The following is a 14627-nucleotide window of genomic DNA, read 5'->3' as shown; positions in this document are numbered from 1 at the left end:
CGTGACGCACGACGCACCACGCGACGACGCCGGCGATCTCGATCTCGGTTCCATTTTCCTGGGACCCAAGGCCGAGAACGCCGACGTCTTCGAGCGGCTTCTGCTCGAAGCCTTCCGCGACCACGTCTTCTGGCGCCGCAACTTCCATCCGGAGGACGGCTTCGTCCTGCGCGAGCTGGACAAGCGCACACCCGCATACGAACGCGCGACATCGATCCTGTCGCAGGAGCTGCTCGGCCTGCTCGGCGAGCTGAAGGCCGGCGTACCGTTCTTCAGCCCGCGCTACATCGGGCACATGTCGGCCGACCTCACGATGGCGAGCCTGATCGGCTACTTCGCCGCGATGCTGTACAACCCGAACAACGTCGCGGCCGAGGCGTCGCCGGTAACCACGCGCCTGGAGCTGGAGGTCGCGGCGCAGCTCGCGCGCATGATCGGCTACGACCCGGCTCATCAGTGGGGTCACATCACGTCGGGCGGCACCGTTGCCAACTTCGAGGCGATCTGGGTCGCGCGGAACATCAAGTACCTGCCCGTCGCAGTGCGCTGGGCTGCCGAGTCGCTCGGCATCGTCTCGCTGGATGTCACCCTTGCCGACGGGTCGGGTGGCAACCTGATGGACCTGCCGCTCTGGGAGCTGCTGAACATTCCGAACGGCGCCGCACTCGATCTGCCGGGTGCGCTGCGGGCGCGTGCGGACGACCCGGCCCGCGTCGGTGGCCTGATCAGCGATCATTCGCTTGCGCGGCTCGGCTACCAGGAGTTCGGGTTGCGTCTCGCGTCGCAGTTCGGCGACGCACTGCCTTCTGGCGTGGTTCTCGTTTCCTCGACGGGGCACTACTCCTGGGAAAAGATCTGTCGCTCACTCGGGATCGGTGGCGCGCAGCTCGTCCACGTGCCGGTGGATGAGTGTTTCCGCATGGACATCGATGCACTGCACGGGACGCTCGAGCAGCTCGCGTCCCGGCGCCAGCCGGTCATCGCCTGCGTATCCGTCATCGGCACCACGGAGGAGAGTGCGGTGGACCGGCTCGACCGGGTCGTCGAGGTGCGTACCGACGCCGCGCGCAGCTTCGGTGTGTCGTTCCATCTGCACGCCGATGCCGCGTGGGGTGGCTATGCCGCGTCCGTGCTGTACGGACCGGACGGTGAAAGGCGCACGCACGAGGACGCGTGCATCCGCGCCGGTGAGGACGTCTGGCCCCAGCCTGACGTCTTCCATGCGCTCGCCGCGCTGCAGCACACGGACAGTGTCACGATCGATCCGCACAAGCTCGGGTACGCGCCGTATCCGGCGGGCGCCGTGTCGTTCCGGGATCCGCGCGTGCGCGATCTGGTCGCGGCAGACGCGCCCTACGTGTTCCATCCCGGCGCGCCGGAAACGCAGTACATCGGGCGCTTCATCCTCGAGGGTTCCAAGCCGGGCGCCGCGGCCGCAGGCGTGTGGATGTCGCACAAGGTGCTGCCACTCGATGCGAGCGGCTACGGGCTGCTCGTCGCGGAGAGCGCACGCGGCGCACTGGTGCTGCACCGTCGCATCGCGCACGGCGACTGGACGCCGTTCCGCCTCGTACCGCTGCCGCAGCCGGATCTCAACATCGTCTGCTTCGCCGTGGGCCATCCCGACCTTGCGACGCTGGAAGCGACGAATGCCTTCTGCGATGCGGTGTACGCCGCGATGAGTGTCGGTCACGGCAGAACCACGAGGGAGCTGGAGTACTTCGTGACCAAGACCGTGCTGCGGGCGGGCGAGTATGGTGCCTCCGCGGTGCCGATCGTCGAGCGGCTCGGCTTTGCGGAAGCCGATTATCAGCGGGCCGGTGGCGTCAGCGTGATCCGCTGCACCGCGATGAACCCGCTGCTGGCCGACAGTCGCGGGCGCACGGATCATATCGAGGGGTTTGCGCGTACACTGGGCGACGTGCTCGCGGGAGAACTGGCCCGCTTCGGTTCCCCGGGCTGAACTGGGCCGCCGGACACAACGTGCGGCACCGCGAGTGCATGAGGCCGCGCGCCACGGAAGGGAGCAGCTGCCCGGTCACCGGGCCGCGGCCGCCAGGCAACGGATCAGTGTCGATCCGGACGAACCGCAGGAGGCTTGATGCAACGTACCTGGATTCTCGGACTCGCAGCGGTCACACTCCTTGCCGCATGCGACGACGATCCCACAGGCACGGAGGGCGATTCCATGACGCGCGTCGAGGCGCAGGCCGTCGCGAGCAACGTGTTCGCGGTCGGCGAGGCTGCGACGACGGAGGGAATCACCGAAGTGACGGAGACCGGGGAGGGCTCCGGCACGATCCACTTCACCCAGACCTCCTCGCATCCCTGCCCGCAGGGCGGGAGCGTGCAGGTCTCGCTGAACATCGACGTCGACTACGACGAGCCGGCGCAGGCATTCGAGCTGGACGCGACCGGCGCGCTGACTCACGACGGCTGTGCCGTTGCCGGCGATGATGCCGTCATCACGTTCGATGGCGATCCCAACCTGCAGGTCGGGGTGTACGCGGCCGCAGAGGGTGGCGTGGCGACGACGCCGTGGACGAACTCGGTCGAAGGCGCATTCACCTGGGCGGCGGACGACGGACGCGAGGGGCGCTGCGTCGTCGATCTGTTCTCCTCCACGGATTTCGTCGATCGGGAGCGTACGCTGTCCGGCGAAGTCTGCGGTCATACGATCCAGCAGACGGTGACCTGGCAGTAGCGGTTGTCGATGCGGCACGGGCGGCGCCGTCGGTCTTCGGATCGGCGGCGCCGTCGTGCACCAACGGGGCGCGCCGCCGACATCGGTCGCTTGTGTGCACCTGGAACGCGTGCTCGATGCCGTCAGGCTTGCGGCGCCGCGGCGCGCCGTTGAACTTTCAGGAGCCGTTTGCTGTGCCCGTCCCTCACGCCCTGCACCCGATGCGCCTGCGCAGAACACTTCTGGCACTGGTGGCAACACTCCCCGCCGCGTGCGGTGATCTGCCGACGGATGTAACCGATACGACAGGGCTGCACGCAACCGAGACCGGCCTCAGCGCACAGGTGTCGCCATACTCGCGCTCGGCAGTCTTCCGCGCCGCCATCGATGCCGTCATCGAAACGGAGGGGTCGCAGCTCCTGTGGCGCCGCACTGCGTCGCTGCGTGCCCATTCCGCGGCAGCGCGCGCGGCGCAGGAACGTGCTGACACCGCCGCGCAGCTGGCTGCGGAACAGATGCATCGCGACGCCCAGGTCGCGTTCATGGCCTATGCGCTTGGCGACGCGCGCATCGATGACATCGTGCACCAGGTCCGCGGCGCTGTGGACGACGCCCGCATGCGACTGGACGTGCTGCGCACCGGCGGACACGATGTCACCCGTGCCGCCGTGCTGGTGCAGGACGCGGATGCATTGCTGGCGCGGAGCGGATCGCAGCCGGTGGACGTACTGGCGACGGCCCTCGACGCTGCCGACGTTCTGGCCCGCCTCGATCAGATACTCCGCTCCGTCGAACGCCTGCCCTCACTCGATGAACTGTTCGCGGCGACGATTTCGGAGGTGCGCGAATCAGCCGGTCCGCGTGCTGCCCGGGCCCTGCTCGCCGAGCACCAGACGCTGGTACGCGAGGCACAGGGAGCGCTCGCGGACGGTGGTCGCGTACGTGCGCATGACCGACTCCAGCAGGTGCGCGAGCGGCAGGTCCGGATCGTTGCCCAGCGGATGGGGGAGAGCGGGGTGAGGCGGCATGTCGGTGCGGTGGTCGCAGCCGAAAAGGCCCTGCAGGGGTTTGCCGACGAGCGGCGCCGTGTGGTCGCCCGGGATTACCTGGACCAGGCGATCAGCGCGCTCGCGCGCGGCGAGGTTGCGCGGGCGCTCGACCGGGCGGCGGTCGCAGCCGAAATCGTCAACGCGCTGGCTGCCGAATCGAGCCGGTATCGCGCTGCACCGGCGGCGGCTCGCTGACCGGGGGGCGCGGCGTAGGCTGCGGTCGTGAGCCCTGTGGGGAGCGCGCCTCTGCCGTCCCACCCGTCTGCTGACCCGCTGCACGTTCCCTTGTCGACGCCGTCTGTATGGCTCCGGCTCCGGATTCCGCTGCCCGCAGCTCCGGCAGGAGCTGGCGTCCGCGCTGGATGTGTGCCTGCAGCGTAGGCCGCGTCTGCTCGGCGAGCCGACGCAGGGCCGAATCCTGCAGAACCGACGCGTCGCGCTCGATCGCCGAGAGCAGTTGCTGCTGGAGCCGGACCGTGCTCTCGACGAACGCCAGGTCGTAGGCAGCGCCCTCCAGTGATTGCAGGCCGACGCGCGTCGTCTGGGCGTTGGTAATCAGCTCCTGCCCCACGCCGCTTTCAACAGGGCGCAGCTCCGCGCGCTGCGCATCTTCGAACGCGGAATGCAGCCCCTGATGATCCGCTGCGAGTGTCGCTGCGAACTGGCGTGCAGCCGCACTCGAGGCGCGCCCCTGGGCGTCGCGTCCGACGGCACCGATCCATTCGGTGCCCGCCTGCAGGGTGTACAGGAGCTGCGCATCGCGCGTAACGGCCGGCACGACGTTCTGTTGCGGCTGTTCGCCGTCACCGCATGCGACGACGGCGAGGATCGAGCCCGCTGCCAGGTACCTCCAGGTCCGCACCACTCCTCCTCGTCAGAACGAACGGTTCAGAGTGGCGGCTTTGCATGATGCTGGCCAGAGGGGCCGCCGTGGGCGCGCGGAGCGCCCCTGGCGGCGGGGTTTCGGTAAGCGGAACTCAGGGTGCTCGGCAGCGTCAGGCGGGCGGGGCTCCCGGCGGGGGACCGCTCCGGCCCTTGCCCTTGCCGCGCCCCGGGTTGCTGCCCGGATCCACCGGCGGCTGGACGGGGAGCCGGTCGGGGCGCCCCCGGGCGCCGGGCGCGGCGGGCCGGCCAGGCGTGGCGTTCCCGGATTGCATGGTTGCGGCGAGCGCGGAGCCGGCCTGCGCCGGGTCCATTCCCTGGCGCAGCAGCCGATCCACGCCGGCGGGGATTTCCGGGAGATCATCGGGTCGTCCGCCACGTGAGCGCCACGCGCCGAGGACCTCGAGCGCCACGTCCGTCGGTACGCCTCGCTCCTGCAGGTCTGCAAGCACGTGTGCAGCAACCGCGACGGGAGCTTCGTCGCCAGCCTGCGCACGCAATGCCCGGACGGCCTCCGCCCCCACGCCTCGCTGCATTGCGTCCGCGATGCCTTCGATCTCGCCCGGTGCGGCCGGGCCGCCGAGTGCGGCGCGTGCCTGGCCGAGGCCGGCGAGCCGCTGCTCGACGGCCGTGATGATGCGCGCGGAAGGAACCTGCTTTGCAATGCCCTCGAGCGCCTTGTTCACCAGCGGCTCGGTCGGCAGCCCGTCGCGCCGTGCGCGCTCGAGCGTCGCATCGAAACGGGCGGCCGCTGCGGCATCGAGTCCTGCGCGTGCACGCGCTGCGCCGTCCGCCTGCGCGTGTGCGATCGCCGGTGCGGCGATCAGGGCAAACGCGAGCAGAGCGCAGTTCAGAGCAGCCTTCATCGGTTGGCGATGGCTCATGGGTGGTCTCCTCTCCGCCTCTATAGACGCCTGATACCCCCCAGGCGTCACAGGGGCGGCACGACCAGCGTTGCGTTCCTCTGACCGAACCCGTCGTCGACGATGCCCGGCGCGTCATCGGGCACGAACCAGCTTCCGTCGGCCCTGTGGAAGGCGAACGTGTACGACCCTGGCTCCAGGTGCAGCGTCAGGGTCCATTCCTCACCGTCACGGCGCATCGCGACGGGCGTCCAGCCGTTGAAGCTGCCGGCCGCCGACACGACCGGCGTGGCGGGAGCCCGCACCCGCAGCGTCACGGACCGCCGACCGGCCGCGGGCGGGCCGATCACCGCAATGCCGGCCCGCCCCGGCGTCGCATGCAGCCGCATGCTCGCGCCGATACTCGCGCCGAAGCCGGAGCGTGTTCCGTACAGGGGATCGGTCACGGGCTCGCTGAGCAGCGCAATCAGCGTGGTGCGCGATCCCAGCTCCAGCATCGCGCCGAGCTCACCGCCGGTCTCGGTTCCGCTCCCCGCTTCCTGCAGCCGCACCGTACCGAACGCAGTGGCCGGACCGACCGGCATGGACGCGGTCGTGTGCAGCGTCGTGTAGCGACCATCGCGCGTGCCGTTCGTCGCGTTGCGCACACCGACGCCGAGCTCGACGTCCACGGCTCCGATCCACGACGCGGCCGACAGCTCCGCGCCGTCGATGCGCATCACGCCGTCGTTCTCCAGGAAACCGTCTGTCTGCGTCGTGTCGGGGTAGCGGCTGGACCAGTCGCCGCGCGCGAAATCGGCCTGCAGCGTGAGCTGCACCCGGCGGAGGCTCGCCCGCAGGCCGGGCTGGAGGCGCAGCACGCGCGCATCGTACTCGTAGGGATCCGTGTATCGAAGCAGCAGGCCGCTCGCGTCCACTGGCAGCGTGATCGGACCGACGCGTTGCACCCACGCGGCGGTTGCTTCGCCGTACACCCAGCGGCCATCGGTCCTGCGAGCGCCCGCGCCGGCCTGGCCGCGCGCCCCGAGCGTGAGCGCGGGCGACGCATCCAGCTCTGCACGCACGCCGAGCAACCCGTAGGCTGCGGCATCGGCAACCACGCCTGCCGGTGGCTGTGTCGTGCTCGCGCTGGCGTCGATCCAGGCGCGAGCGCGCTGGCCATGCACGGGAAAGGTTGTCGCAAGCAGGAGGATCAGCGAAGCGCCGCTCGCGGCGCTTCGAATCAGATCGCCCTCCGTACCGGCGGCGCGATTGCGATCAGTGCGTTACGCATGCCGAAGCCGTCGTCCATGTGCCGTTCCGCGCCGGGATCCGTTTCCCAGCGCTCGCCATCGACGACGAACATGTACTTGTGCACGCCCGGCTGCAACGCGAAGGTGCCGGTCCAGACTCCATCGCCGTCCGCGTCCAGCAGCGCCAGCGCGTCCGCTTCCCAGTCGTTGAAGTCACCGGCCAGCGAGACCGACCGCGCGCTGGGCGCCCGGAATGCGAACCGCACATACACGATGGGGTCCTGCGGTGCGGCATCGGGCGCGACGACGGTGCTCGGCCCGACCCCGCGGTCGGCCGGCACGGTCGCGTCTTCGATCACGGTGGCGCCGCGCAGGAAGAGGATTCCCGCGAGCGCCGCCGCTGCGAGCAGCCCGTACACGGGCCGCAGGCGCACCTCGCGGGGCCGGAGCATCCACTCCACGCCCGAGTCCAGCGCGCTCCGCCAGCGGGCGCGCTCCGGCTCCGCCGGCAGGGCGGCCAGCACCCGCCCGACCAGGTCGGCCGGCGCGGCTTCGCTGCGGAGGTCCAGCGCGGCGTCCGTGAGCCGGTCCCACGCGTCGGCCTCGACCTGCAGGTCGGGCGACAGCGCCTCTCGCGGCAGCTCACCATCCATGTACTTCTGCAGATCCGGATGCATCAGCGCACCTCCTGGAGTGCGTCCTGCAACATCTGTCGGGCACGGTGCACCCGCATCTTGAGGGCGGGCACCGACACATTCATGAGCGCGGCCATTTCCTCGTACGCCAGTCCTTCGACGTGCTTCAGGACGAAGGCCTCGCGCAACCCCGGCTGCAGTTCCGCCAGGGCGGCATCCAGCAGCGCTCTCAGCTCGCTCCGCTCGAGATCCAGCGTCGGATCGTCGTCCGACGTCGCCGGAAGCGGGTTCGCGTCCAGCGACACATCCTGCCGCCGGCGGCTCTTCAGCCAGTCCTTGGCCTGATTCGCGAGGATCCGGAACGCCCACGCGCCGAACCGCTGCGGCTCCCGGCAGCGACCCAGCTGCGCGTACGCCTTCACGAACGCTGCCTGCACGAGGTCGGCGGCAGCATCCGACTCGCGGGTCATGCGCAGCGCGTGACGGTACAGCAGGTCCTGATGGCGCACGACGAGCCGTGCGTACGCGTTGCGGTCGCCCGCCAGCACGCGCGCCACGATGGCGTCGTCGCCCTCCTGCGCTTCGTCCGCGCGTCCCGTCATGCCCTTCATTGACGACTCAACCTCCTCATGCGTCACATCATACACGCACGCGCGCGGGCTTGCCCGTAAACGGGGCCGGTCTCTATGTTCGGCCGCGCCAGCCGGTCCCCGCGCAGCCGCGTCGGAACGCGCCCGCCCTGACGGCCGAGGATCCCGCCGCCGCGCGGCCCGGCACATTCGTGAAACATAGTCCGGCCGCGCCGGAAGGTTGAGTCTCGATGTCCGCCAAGGGCTTGGAAGGGGTCGTCGCTGCGCAGACGCGCATCAGCAAGGTGATGGGGGAGGAAGGCCGCCTGATCTATAGCGGCTTCGAGATCGACGACCTGGCCCGCAACACCACGTTCGAAGAAGTCTGTCATCTCCTCTGGTACGGTGAGCTGCCCGGTCGCGCCGACCTCGACCGGCTCCGCTCGGAGCTGGTGCAGGGCGCCGGCGTCGACGAGCGCGTGCTTGGCGTCGTGCGCGCGGCGCCGCAGAACACGCACCCCATGGCGACGCTGCGCACCGCGGTGTCCGCTCTCGCCTTCAGCGATGCGGACGCGGAGGACATGTCGCCGGAGGCGAGCCAGCGCAAGGCGATCCGGCTGACCGGCCAGGTCGTCACGCTCACTGCGGCGATCGATCGCCTGCGCAAGGGCCGCGACCCGATCGCGCCACGCGCGGATCTCGGGCTTGCCGCGAACCTGCTGTACATGCTCACGGGCGAGGACCCGGACAGCGACGCAGAGCGCATCATCGACGCTGCGCTCACGCTGCATGCCGAACACGGGCTGAACGCATCGACGTTTGCGGCACGCGTGACTGCGGCCACCCTGGCCGACATGCACTCGGCGGTGACGTCCGCGATCGGCACGCTCAAGGGCCCGCTGCACGGCGGCGCCAACGAACGCGTGATGCGCATGCTGTTCGAGATCGACCGGCCGGAGAATGCCGACCGGTGGGTCACCGACGCACTGGCCCGTGGCGAGAAGATCATGGGCTTCGGCCATCGCGTGTACCGCGCGCTCGACCCGCGTGCACCGATCCTCAAGGAGCTCGCGGGCCGGCTGAATGCCCGCGGCGGCGAGACGCGCTGGCTGGACATCTCCGAGCAGGTGCAGCAGGTGATGGCGCGCGAGATGCAGGCGCGCGGCAAGAAGATCTACCCGAACGTGGACTTTTTCAGCGCGTCGGTCTACTACACGCTCGGCATCGAGATGGACCTCTTCACCAACATCTTCGCAAGTGCACGCATGGCCGGCTGGACCGCGCACATCATGGAGCAGTGGCAGGACAACCGGCTGATCCGGCCGCGTGCGGAGTACATCGGACCCGAGCGGCGCGAGGTCGTGCCGATCGAGCAGCGCTGACGCCGGAGGACCGACATGGCCGAGCTCCAGATCCGCACCGTGCACGCACCGATCGAAGAGATCCGCACGCCGCTGCTCGTGCTGCACATCTTCGAGCGTGACAGGTCGCCCGTCGGCTTTGTTGCCAAGGTCGACCAGCTGTACGACGGGGCGATCTCGCGTGTCCTGCAGAGCGGCGACTTCACGGGCCGCAAGGAGGACACGCTGCTGCTCTATCCGCCGTCGGGTACGCCCGGTGTCGAGCGCGTGCTGCTGGTTGGAGTGGGCAAGCGGGAGGAGCATACCGCCGAACGGCTGCGACGCGCCGTCGGCGTGGCGGTGCGCCAGGCGGAAAAGCTGAACATCACGGACATCGCGCTGTCCGTCGGCCACGTGCACCACCTGTCCGAAGGGATGGGCGATTATTTCGCCGGCCTCGCAGCCGTGCAGGCCGCCGTGCTCGCGAGCTGGAACTTCCGCGAGATGAAGTCGCAGCCGGCCGAGGACGAGCCCCGCGGCGAACTGTCATCGATCACCCTGCTCGCACACGAGGAGCGCGAGGCGCGCGACTTCGAGCGTGCCTGCCGTGACGGCGGGATCACCGCTCGCGCCGAGAACCTCGCCCGCGAGCTGCAGACGCGGCCCGGCAATGTCGTCACGCCGACCTACCTCGGGGAGCGCGCGCAGCAGATCGGCCGCGACGTGGGGCTGCAGGTCACCGTGCTCGACAGGAAGGCCCTCGAGAAGGAGGGCATGCACGCGCTCCTCGCCGTCGGGCAGGGCAGTGCGCAGGAGCCGCGCCTCATCGTCATGGAGCACCGCAAGGGGCCGAAGGGGGCGCGCCCGCTCGTCCTCGTTGGCAAGGGGATCAGCTTCGACACGGGTGGCATCTCGCTCAAGCCGCCGCAGAGCATGGAGGACATGAAGTACGACATGTCCGGCGCTGCTGCCGTGATCGCCGCCATGCGGGGGATTGCGGAGCTGGAGCTCGAGATCGACGTCGTCGGCATCGTCGCCTCCGCCGAGAACATGCCGTCCGGTACTGCCGTCAAGCCGGGCGACGTGATCGGCAGTCACCTCGGCAAGACGATCGAGGTGATCAACACGGATGCGGAAGGACGGCTCGTGCTCGCCGATGCGCTGTCCTGGGCGCGCCGCTATGAGCCCGCCGCAATCGTCGATGCTGCCACACTCACCGGCGCGATCGTGATCGCGCTCGGCCATCACGGCATCGGGTTGATGGGAAACGACGGTCACCTGCTCAACGAGCTGACCGCCGTCGGTCTGCGCGTCGGGGAACGCTGCTGGAAGCTCCCGCTCTGGGACGTCTACCGTGAGCAGATCGACAGCCAGATCGCGGACATCAAGAACACCGGCGGACGCCCGGCGGGCAGCATCACCGCGGGCTGGTTCCTGAAGGAGTTCGTCGAGGACCACGTGCCGTGGGCACACATGGACATCGCCGGCACCGCCTACCGCGACGAGCCCGTGCCGTACCTGCGCAAGGGCGCCACAGGCTGGCCGACACGCCTGTTCATCGAGTGGGTGCGCGCACGCGCCGAAGCGTGACGCGCGCAGCCGGCGACTTGATGCAGCAACTGCCCGGAGGCGCCACAGACGACGCGTCTCCCTCGCCAGCGTCAGCGGCGGGCCGCGCAGCTCTTACGTCCCGGCGCTCGCCGGGACGTTCTCTTGCGCCGTTGCTGTTTGCACTCTGTGCACTGGTTCCCGCAAGCGTCGCGGCGCAGGTGCCGGACACGGCCCGCACTCCTGCCGATACGCTGCGCGCCCCGGCCGACACGCTGCGGCAGGCGCCGGACTCGCTGCCCGGAAGGCAGCAGCAGGACACGACCGCACAGGACACGCTGCCGCCGGAGCCGCCGCCTCCGCTGCCGGTGATGCCGCCTGTGATTCCCGCGGGCTTTGCGACCGGCGTCTGGGAATGGGACCGGGAAGCGCTCATCCGTGAGCCCTTTCTCAGTGTGACCGACCTGCTCGATCGCATTCCCGGCATCGTGCCGCTGCGAACGGGGCTGTACATGCACCCGGAGGCCGCGAGTGCCTGGGGCGCGTCCGCAGGCGGCCTCGAGGTCGAGCTGGACGGTTATACGCTCTGGCCCCTCGACGACCCCACGTTCGACCTCTCGCACATCGAGCTGGGCACACTTGAGGCGGTGCGCATCGAGCGGCGTGGCGCGGGTGTGCGGATCGTGCTGCGAACCGTCGAGCCATTCAGCGGCGAGGCGTATACCCGCATCGAGGCCGGCATCGGTGAGCCGATCGGCGTGAATGTGTTCCGCGGCGTCTTCCTCGCACCGAAGTTCATGTTCGGCCCCTTCGGCGCCGGCGTCGAGCGCTTCGAGACGGAGGGCATCAATGCGCAGGAGCCGGGGGACCTGTTCACCGGCTGGGTGAAGTGGGGCGTTACCGGCGAGCGCGCCGGTGCCCAGCTCGAGGTGCGTCAGCAGTCGTTCGAGCGGGGCGGCTCCTCTCCGTGGCCGACGGAGCTGGATCGCCGCGATCTCATCCTGCGCACCCGCTGGGCGCCTGCCGACGGCATCGCTCTGGAAGCGTATGGCGGGCACTCGCGCGCCAGCTTCACCGCCGCTGTTGACGACGCCCCGGACATCGAGCGCGACGTCGTGCAGGCTGGCACCCGCGGCTCGATCATGCGCGGACCGCTGCGGCTGCAGGCCGGCTTCCGCTTCAACAACGAGCGACGGCTGCCGGTCGCTCAGCTCGATGCACGCTCCTGGCTCCAGCTCCACCCCGTGCTCGGCTTCGGCGGCGAGGTGCAGCACAGCCGGTGGCGCGACGACGACGTCGCAACCAGCTATCAGCTCCAGGGTGTGCTGACGCCTGTCCGGCCGCTTTCGCTGTTCGCTCAGTACAGCGGCGGCTCCACCGGCGCGCCGGCATGGGAGGACCTCGACCGCTACATCCTCCAGAGCGAGCACACGCAGCTGCGCGCCGGCGGCTCGCTTCGCTGGCGCGGCATCGACGTCGGCGCCGCGTACCTCGACGTCGAGCGCGATTCGCTCTTCGGCTTCGGGCTGCCGTTCGATTCGGCCGCGACTCCACTGGCCGGCGGCCACCTCAAGGGGTGGGAGCTGTACGGGCGCCTGCCGCTCTTCCGCGACATCGTGTCGGTGGACGGCGGCCTCACCAGCTGGTTCGACTGGGACACGAGCATCTACACCCCGTCACAGAGCTGGCGCGCCGCGCTCCAGGCGCACTGGGTCCCCCTCGAGTCCGGCAACCTCGAGATCCTCGCCCGCGTCCAGGCGCGCGACCGGGACGGGTTCTTTTTGCCGATCACCGCGAGCCCTGACCTGCCCGACCTCGCGGTTGCACCGGGCAGCACCCTGTTCGACGGCTGGCTCGTCATCCGCATCGTCTCCGTTCAGGCCTTCCTCCGCTACGAGGACATGAGCGGTCACGCGTTTGCCGATGCCCCCGGGCGGGTCGTCAGCGGGCCCCGCATCGTCTACGGAGTGAAATGGTCCTTCCTGAACTGAGCGCCGCAGGGGCTCCGTTGAACTTCGGCCCGCCTTCGCGTACCTTTGCGGGCTCGATGGAGGGGCGATGATCCGCAGCATGACGGGGTTCGGTGAGGCCGAACGCGACACTGCCGCCGGCCGGCTGCGGGCCGAGGTGCGTACCGTCAATCATCGGTTCTTCAGCGCCAACCTGCGGCTGGCGAAGCCGATCGAACGCTACGAAGCGCAGGTCAAGGAGTGGCTGCGCTCCCGGCTGTCGCGCGGCCACGTCAACTTCTCCCTGCGCATCGAGCAGAACGGCCTGCCCGCCGGCACGACCGTGCAGGTCGACCTGGAGCGCGCACGCCAGTACCTCCAGGCGCTGCGGATGCTCCAGGCCGAGCTCGGCCTGAGTGGCGAGATCGACGTACGACTGCTCTCCCGCTTCGGCGACCTGGTCGTGCTCGAGGACGATAGCGAGCAGGTCGAGCTCGATCCGGATGACATCCGGCAGGTGACGGAAGCGGCCGCCGATGCGACGGTCCGCATGCGTGAGGACGAGGGCTACCGTCTCGCCACGGATCTCGAGGAACGGCTCGTCGGCGTCGAGGCCGCCATGCGCGGCATCGAGGAGGCCGCGCCCGCCAGGCTCCTCGCCGAACGGGATCGCATGCGCCGCGTCGTGGCGGAGCTGCTGGACGGACAGCAGCTCGACGAGGACCGGATCGCGCGCGAGATCGCCCTCATCGCCGAGCGGTGGGACATCAGTGAGGAGCTGGTCCGACTGCGCTCGCACATCGAGCTGTTCCGCGAGACCGTCGCAGCAGACGCCTCCGAACCGGTCGGCAAGCGCCTCAGCTTCCTGATCCAGGAGATGCACCGCGAGGCGAACACGATCGGTGCCAAGGCGAACGACGCGGCGATCGAGCACCGCGTGATCGCCATCAAGGACGAGATCGAGCGGCTGCGCGAGCAGGTCGAGAACGTCGAGTGAAGGGCTGGACGCACGCTCTCCCGTTCGTGCTCGCCGCTCCGAGTGGCGCGGGGAAGACGTCGCTGGCGCGCGCGCTCGTGGAACGCCACGAGGAAATCGTCTTTTCCGTGTCCGCCACGACGCGACCTCCGCGCGAGTACGAGCGCGACGGCGTCGATTATCATTTCGTCGACGACGCCGAGTTCGAGGCGATGGAGCAGCGCGGGGAGCTGCTCGAGTGGGCCTGGGTCCACGGCAGACGGTACGGCACCCCCGTCAGCAGCGTCCGCGACGCGCTGGCGCAGGGGCGCACCGTGATGCTCGACATCGACGTGCAGGGCGCACGGCAGGTGCGTGACAAGGTGCCGGGTGCCGTGCTCGTCTTCATTCTGCCGCCCTCCGGCACCGAGCTGCTCCGGCGGCTCACCGGACGCGCGAGCGAGTCCGACGACGAACGCGCCGCACGACTGCGCACCGCACTCGGCGAGCTGCAGTCGGCGGAGGAGTTCGATTACGTTGTCGTGAACGATCGCTTCGAGGACACGCTGGGCGTGCTCGAGGCAATCCTCACGGCCGAACGACACCGCGCGAACGGTTCGCGCGACAAGGTGCGGGAAGAAATGGCGCGCCTCGCTGACGAGGTCAGCGCATTCATTGCACGAGGGGGATCATGAGAGTTTTCACACCCGACGAGCTCGCCATCAAGGCCGGTGAAGAGCGCGCCAGCAAGTACCTCGGCGTGCTGGTCGCCGCCCGCTACGGACGCGAGCTCAACGCCCTGCCCAAGGAAGCCGTGCCCGGCGATCGCCCGCAGAAGAAGCTCACGACGCAGGCACTCGAGGCCTTCGTTTCGGGCAACGTCGAGTTCACCCTGGTCAAGCGCCGTCGGAAGAGCGCCTGA

At 69.6% G+C, this 14627-nt stretch carries 14 protein-coding genes; 9 read left to right on the top strand and 5 right to left on the bottom strand.

The window, feature by feature from the left end; translation table 11 throughout:
• Position 1: 1 nt before the first annotated feature.
• From VFU06_08820 to VFU06_08810, 3 genes are all read left to right on the top strand, one after another.
• Positions 2–1963 carry a pyridoxal-dependent decarboxylase gene (locus VFU06_08820; protein HEU5209500.1) on the top strand — a complete coding sequence of 654 codons (1962 nt, stop codon included), beginning with the start codon at positions 2–4 and terminating at the stop codon, positions 1961–1963.
• A 138-nt stretch (positions 1964–2101) separates the two neighbouring features.
• Entirely contained in the window at positions 2102–2704 is a 603-nt protein-coding gene (locus tag VFU06_08815; protein HEU5209499.1) for a hypothetical protein, read from the top strand.
• A 230-nt stretch (positions 2705–2934) separates the two neighbouring features.
• The gene (locus VFU06_08810; protein ID HEU5209498.1) at positions 2935–3927 is read left to right on the top strand and encodes a hypothetical protein; all 993 of its coding nucleotides are present in this window, start codon (positions 2935–2937) and stop codon (positions 3925–3927) included.
• On the opposite strand, the gene VFU06_08805 is transcribed toward VFU06_08810, so the two are convergent.
• From VFU06_08805 to VFU06_08785, 5 genes are all read right to left on the bottom strand, one after another.
• Positions 3869–4594, bottom strand: a complete 726-nt coding sequence (locus VFU06_08805) for a DUF4142 domain-containing protein (protein HEU5209497.1) — start codon at positions 4592–4594, stop codon at positions 3869–3871. The genes VFU06_08810 and VFU06_08805 overlap by 59 nt on opposite strands.
• A 133-nt stretch (positions 4595–4727) precedes the next feature.
• Entirely contained in the window at positions 4728–5498 is a 771-nt protein-coding gene (locus VFU06_08800) for a hypothetical protein (protein ID HEU5209496.1), read from the bottom strand.
• 47 nt (positions 5499–5545) lie between these two features.
• Positions 5546–6643, bottom strand: coding sequence for a glycogen-binding domain-containing protein (locus VFU06_08795; GenBank protein ID HEU5209495.1), 1098 nt, complete (start codon positions 6641–6643; stop codon positions 5546–5548).
• Between the two features lie 56 nt (positions 6644–6699).
• Positions 6700–7386, bottom strand: coding sequence for a hypothetical protein (locus tag VFU06_08790; protein ID HEU5209494.1), 687 nt, complete (start codon positions 7384–7386; stop codon positions 6700–6702).
• Complete coding sequence (locus tag VFU06_08785; GenBank protein HEU5209493.1) at positions 7386–7955, bottom strand: RNA polymerase sigma factor; 570 nt, start codon at positions 7953–7955, stop codon at positions 7386–7388. Before VFU06_08785 ends, VFU06_08790 begins: the two co-directional genes overlap by 1 nt.
• A 209-nt stretch (positions 7956–8164) precedes the next feature.
• Between VFU06_08785 and VFU06_08780 the strand changes: the two genes are divergently transcribed.
• The 6 genes from VFU06_08780 (at position 8165) to VFU06_08755 (ending at position 14627) form a co-directional block, all read left to right on the top strand.
• Complete coding sequence (locus VFU06_08780) at positions 8165–9295, top strand: citrate/2-methylcitrate synthase (GenBank protein ID HEU5209492.1); 1131 nt, start codon at positions 8165–8167, stop codon at positions 9293–9295.
• A 15-nt stretch (positions 9296–9310) separates the two neighbouring features.
• A complete protein-coding gene (locus VFU06_08775) occupies positions 9311–10843 on the top strand; it encodes a leucyl aminopeptidase (GenBank protein ID HEU5209491.1) in 1533 nt (510 codons plus the stop codon).
• 131 nt (positions 10844–10974) lie between these two features.
• Positions 10975–12792, top strand: a complete 1818-nt coding sequence (locus VFU06_08770; GenBank protein ID HEU5209490.1) for a hypothetical protein — start codon at positions 10975–10977, stop codon at positions 12790–12792.
• A 67-nt stretch (positions 12793–12859) separates the two neighbouring features.
• Positions 12860–13747 (top strand): YicC/YloC family endoribonuclease, encoded by an 888-nt coding sequence (locus tag VFU06_08765; protein HEU5209489.1) that lies wholly within the window; start codon positions 12860–12862, stop codon positions 13745–13747.
• Positions 13744–14400, top strand: coding sequence for a guanylate kinase (gene gmk, locus VFU06_08760; protein HEU5209488.1), 657 nt, complete (start codon positions 13744–13746; stop codon positions 14398–14400). The genes VFU06_08765 and gmk overlap by 4 nt, the downstream gene beginning before the upstream one ends.
• The gene (locus VFU06_08755; protein ID HEU5209487.1) at positions 14397–14627 is read left to right on the top strand and encodes a hypothetical protein; all 231 of its coding nucleotides are present in this window, start codon (positions 14397–14399) and stop codon (positions 14625–14627) included. Before gmk ends, VFU06_08755 begins: the two co-directional genes overlap by 4 nt.

It is taken from the genome of Longimicrobiales bacterium, from assembly GCA_035764935.1.
In the GTDB taxonomy this organism is placed as follows: domain Bacteria; phylum Gemmatimonadota; class Gemmatimonadetes; order Longimicrobiales; family RSA9; genus DASTYK01.
Note: the sequence above shows the minus strand (reverse complement) of the source record. Positions and strands in the feature narration are given on the sequence as shown.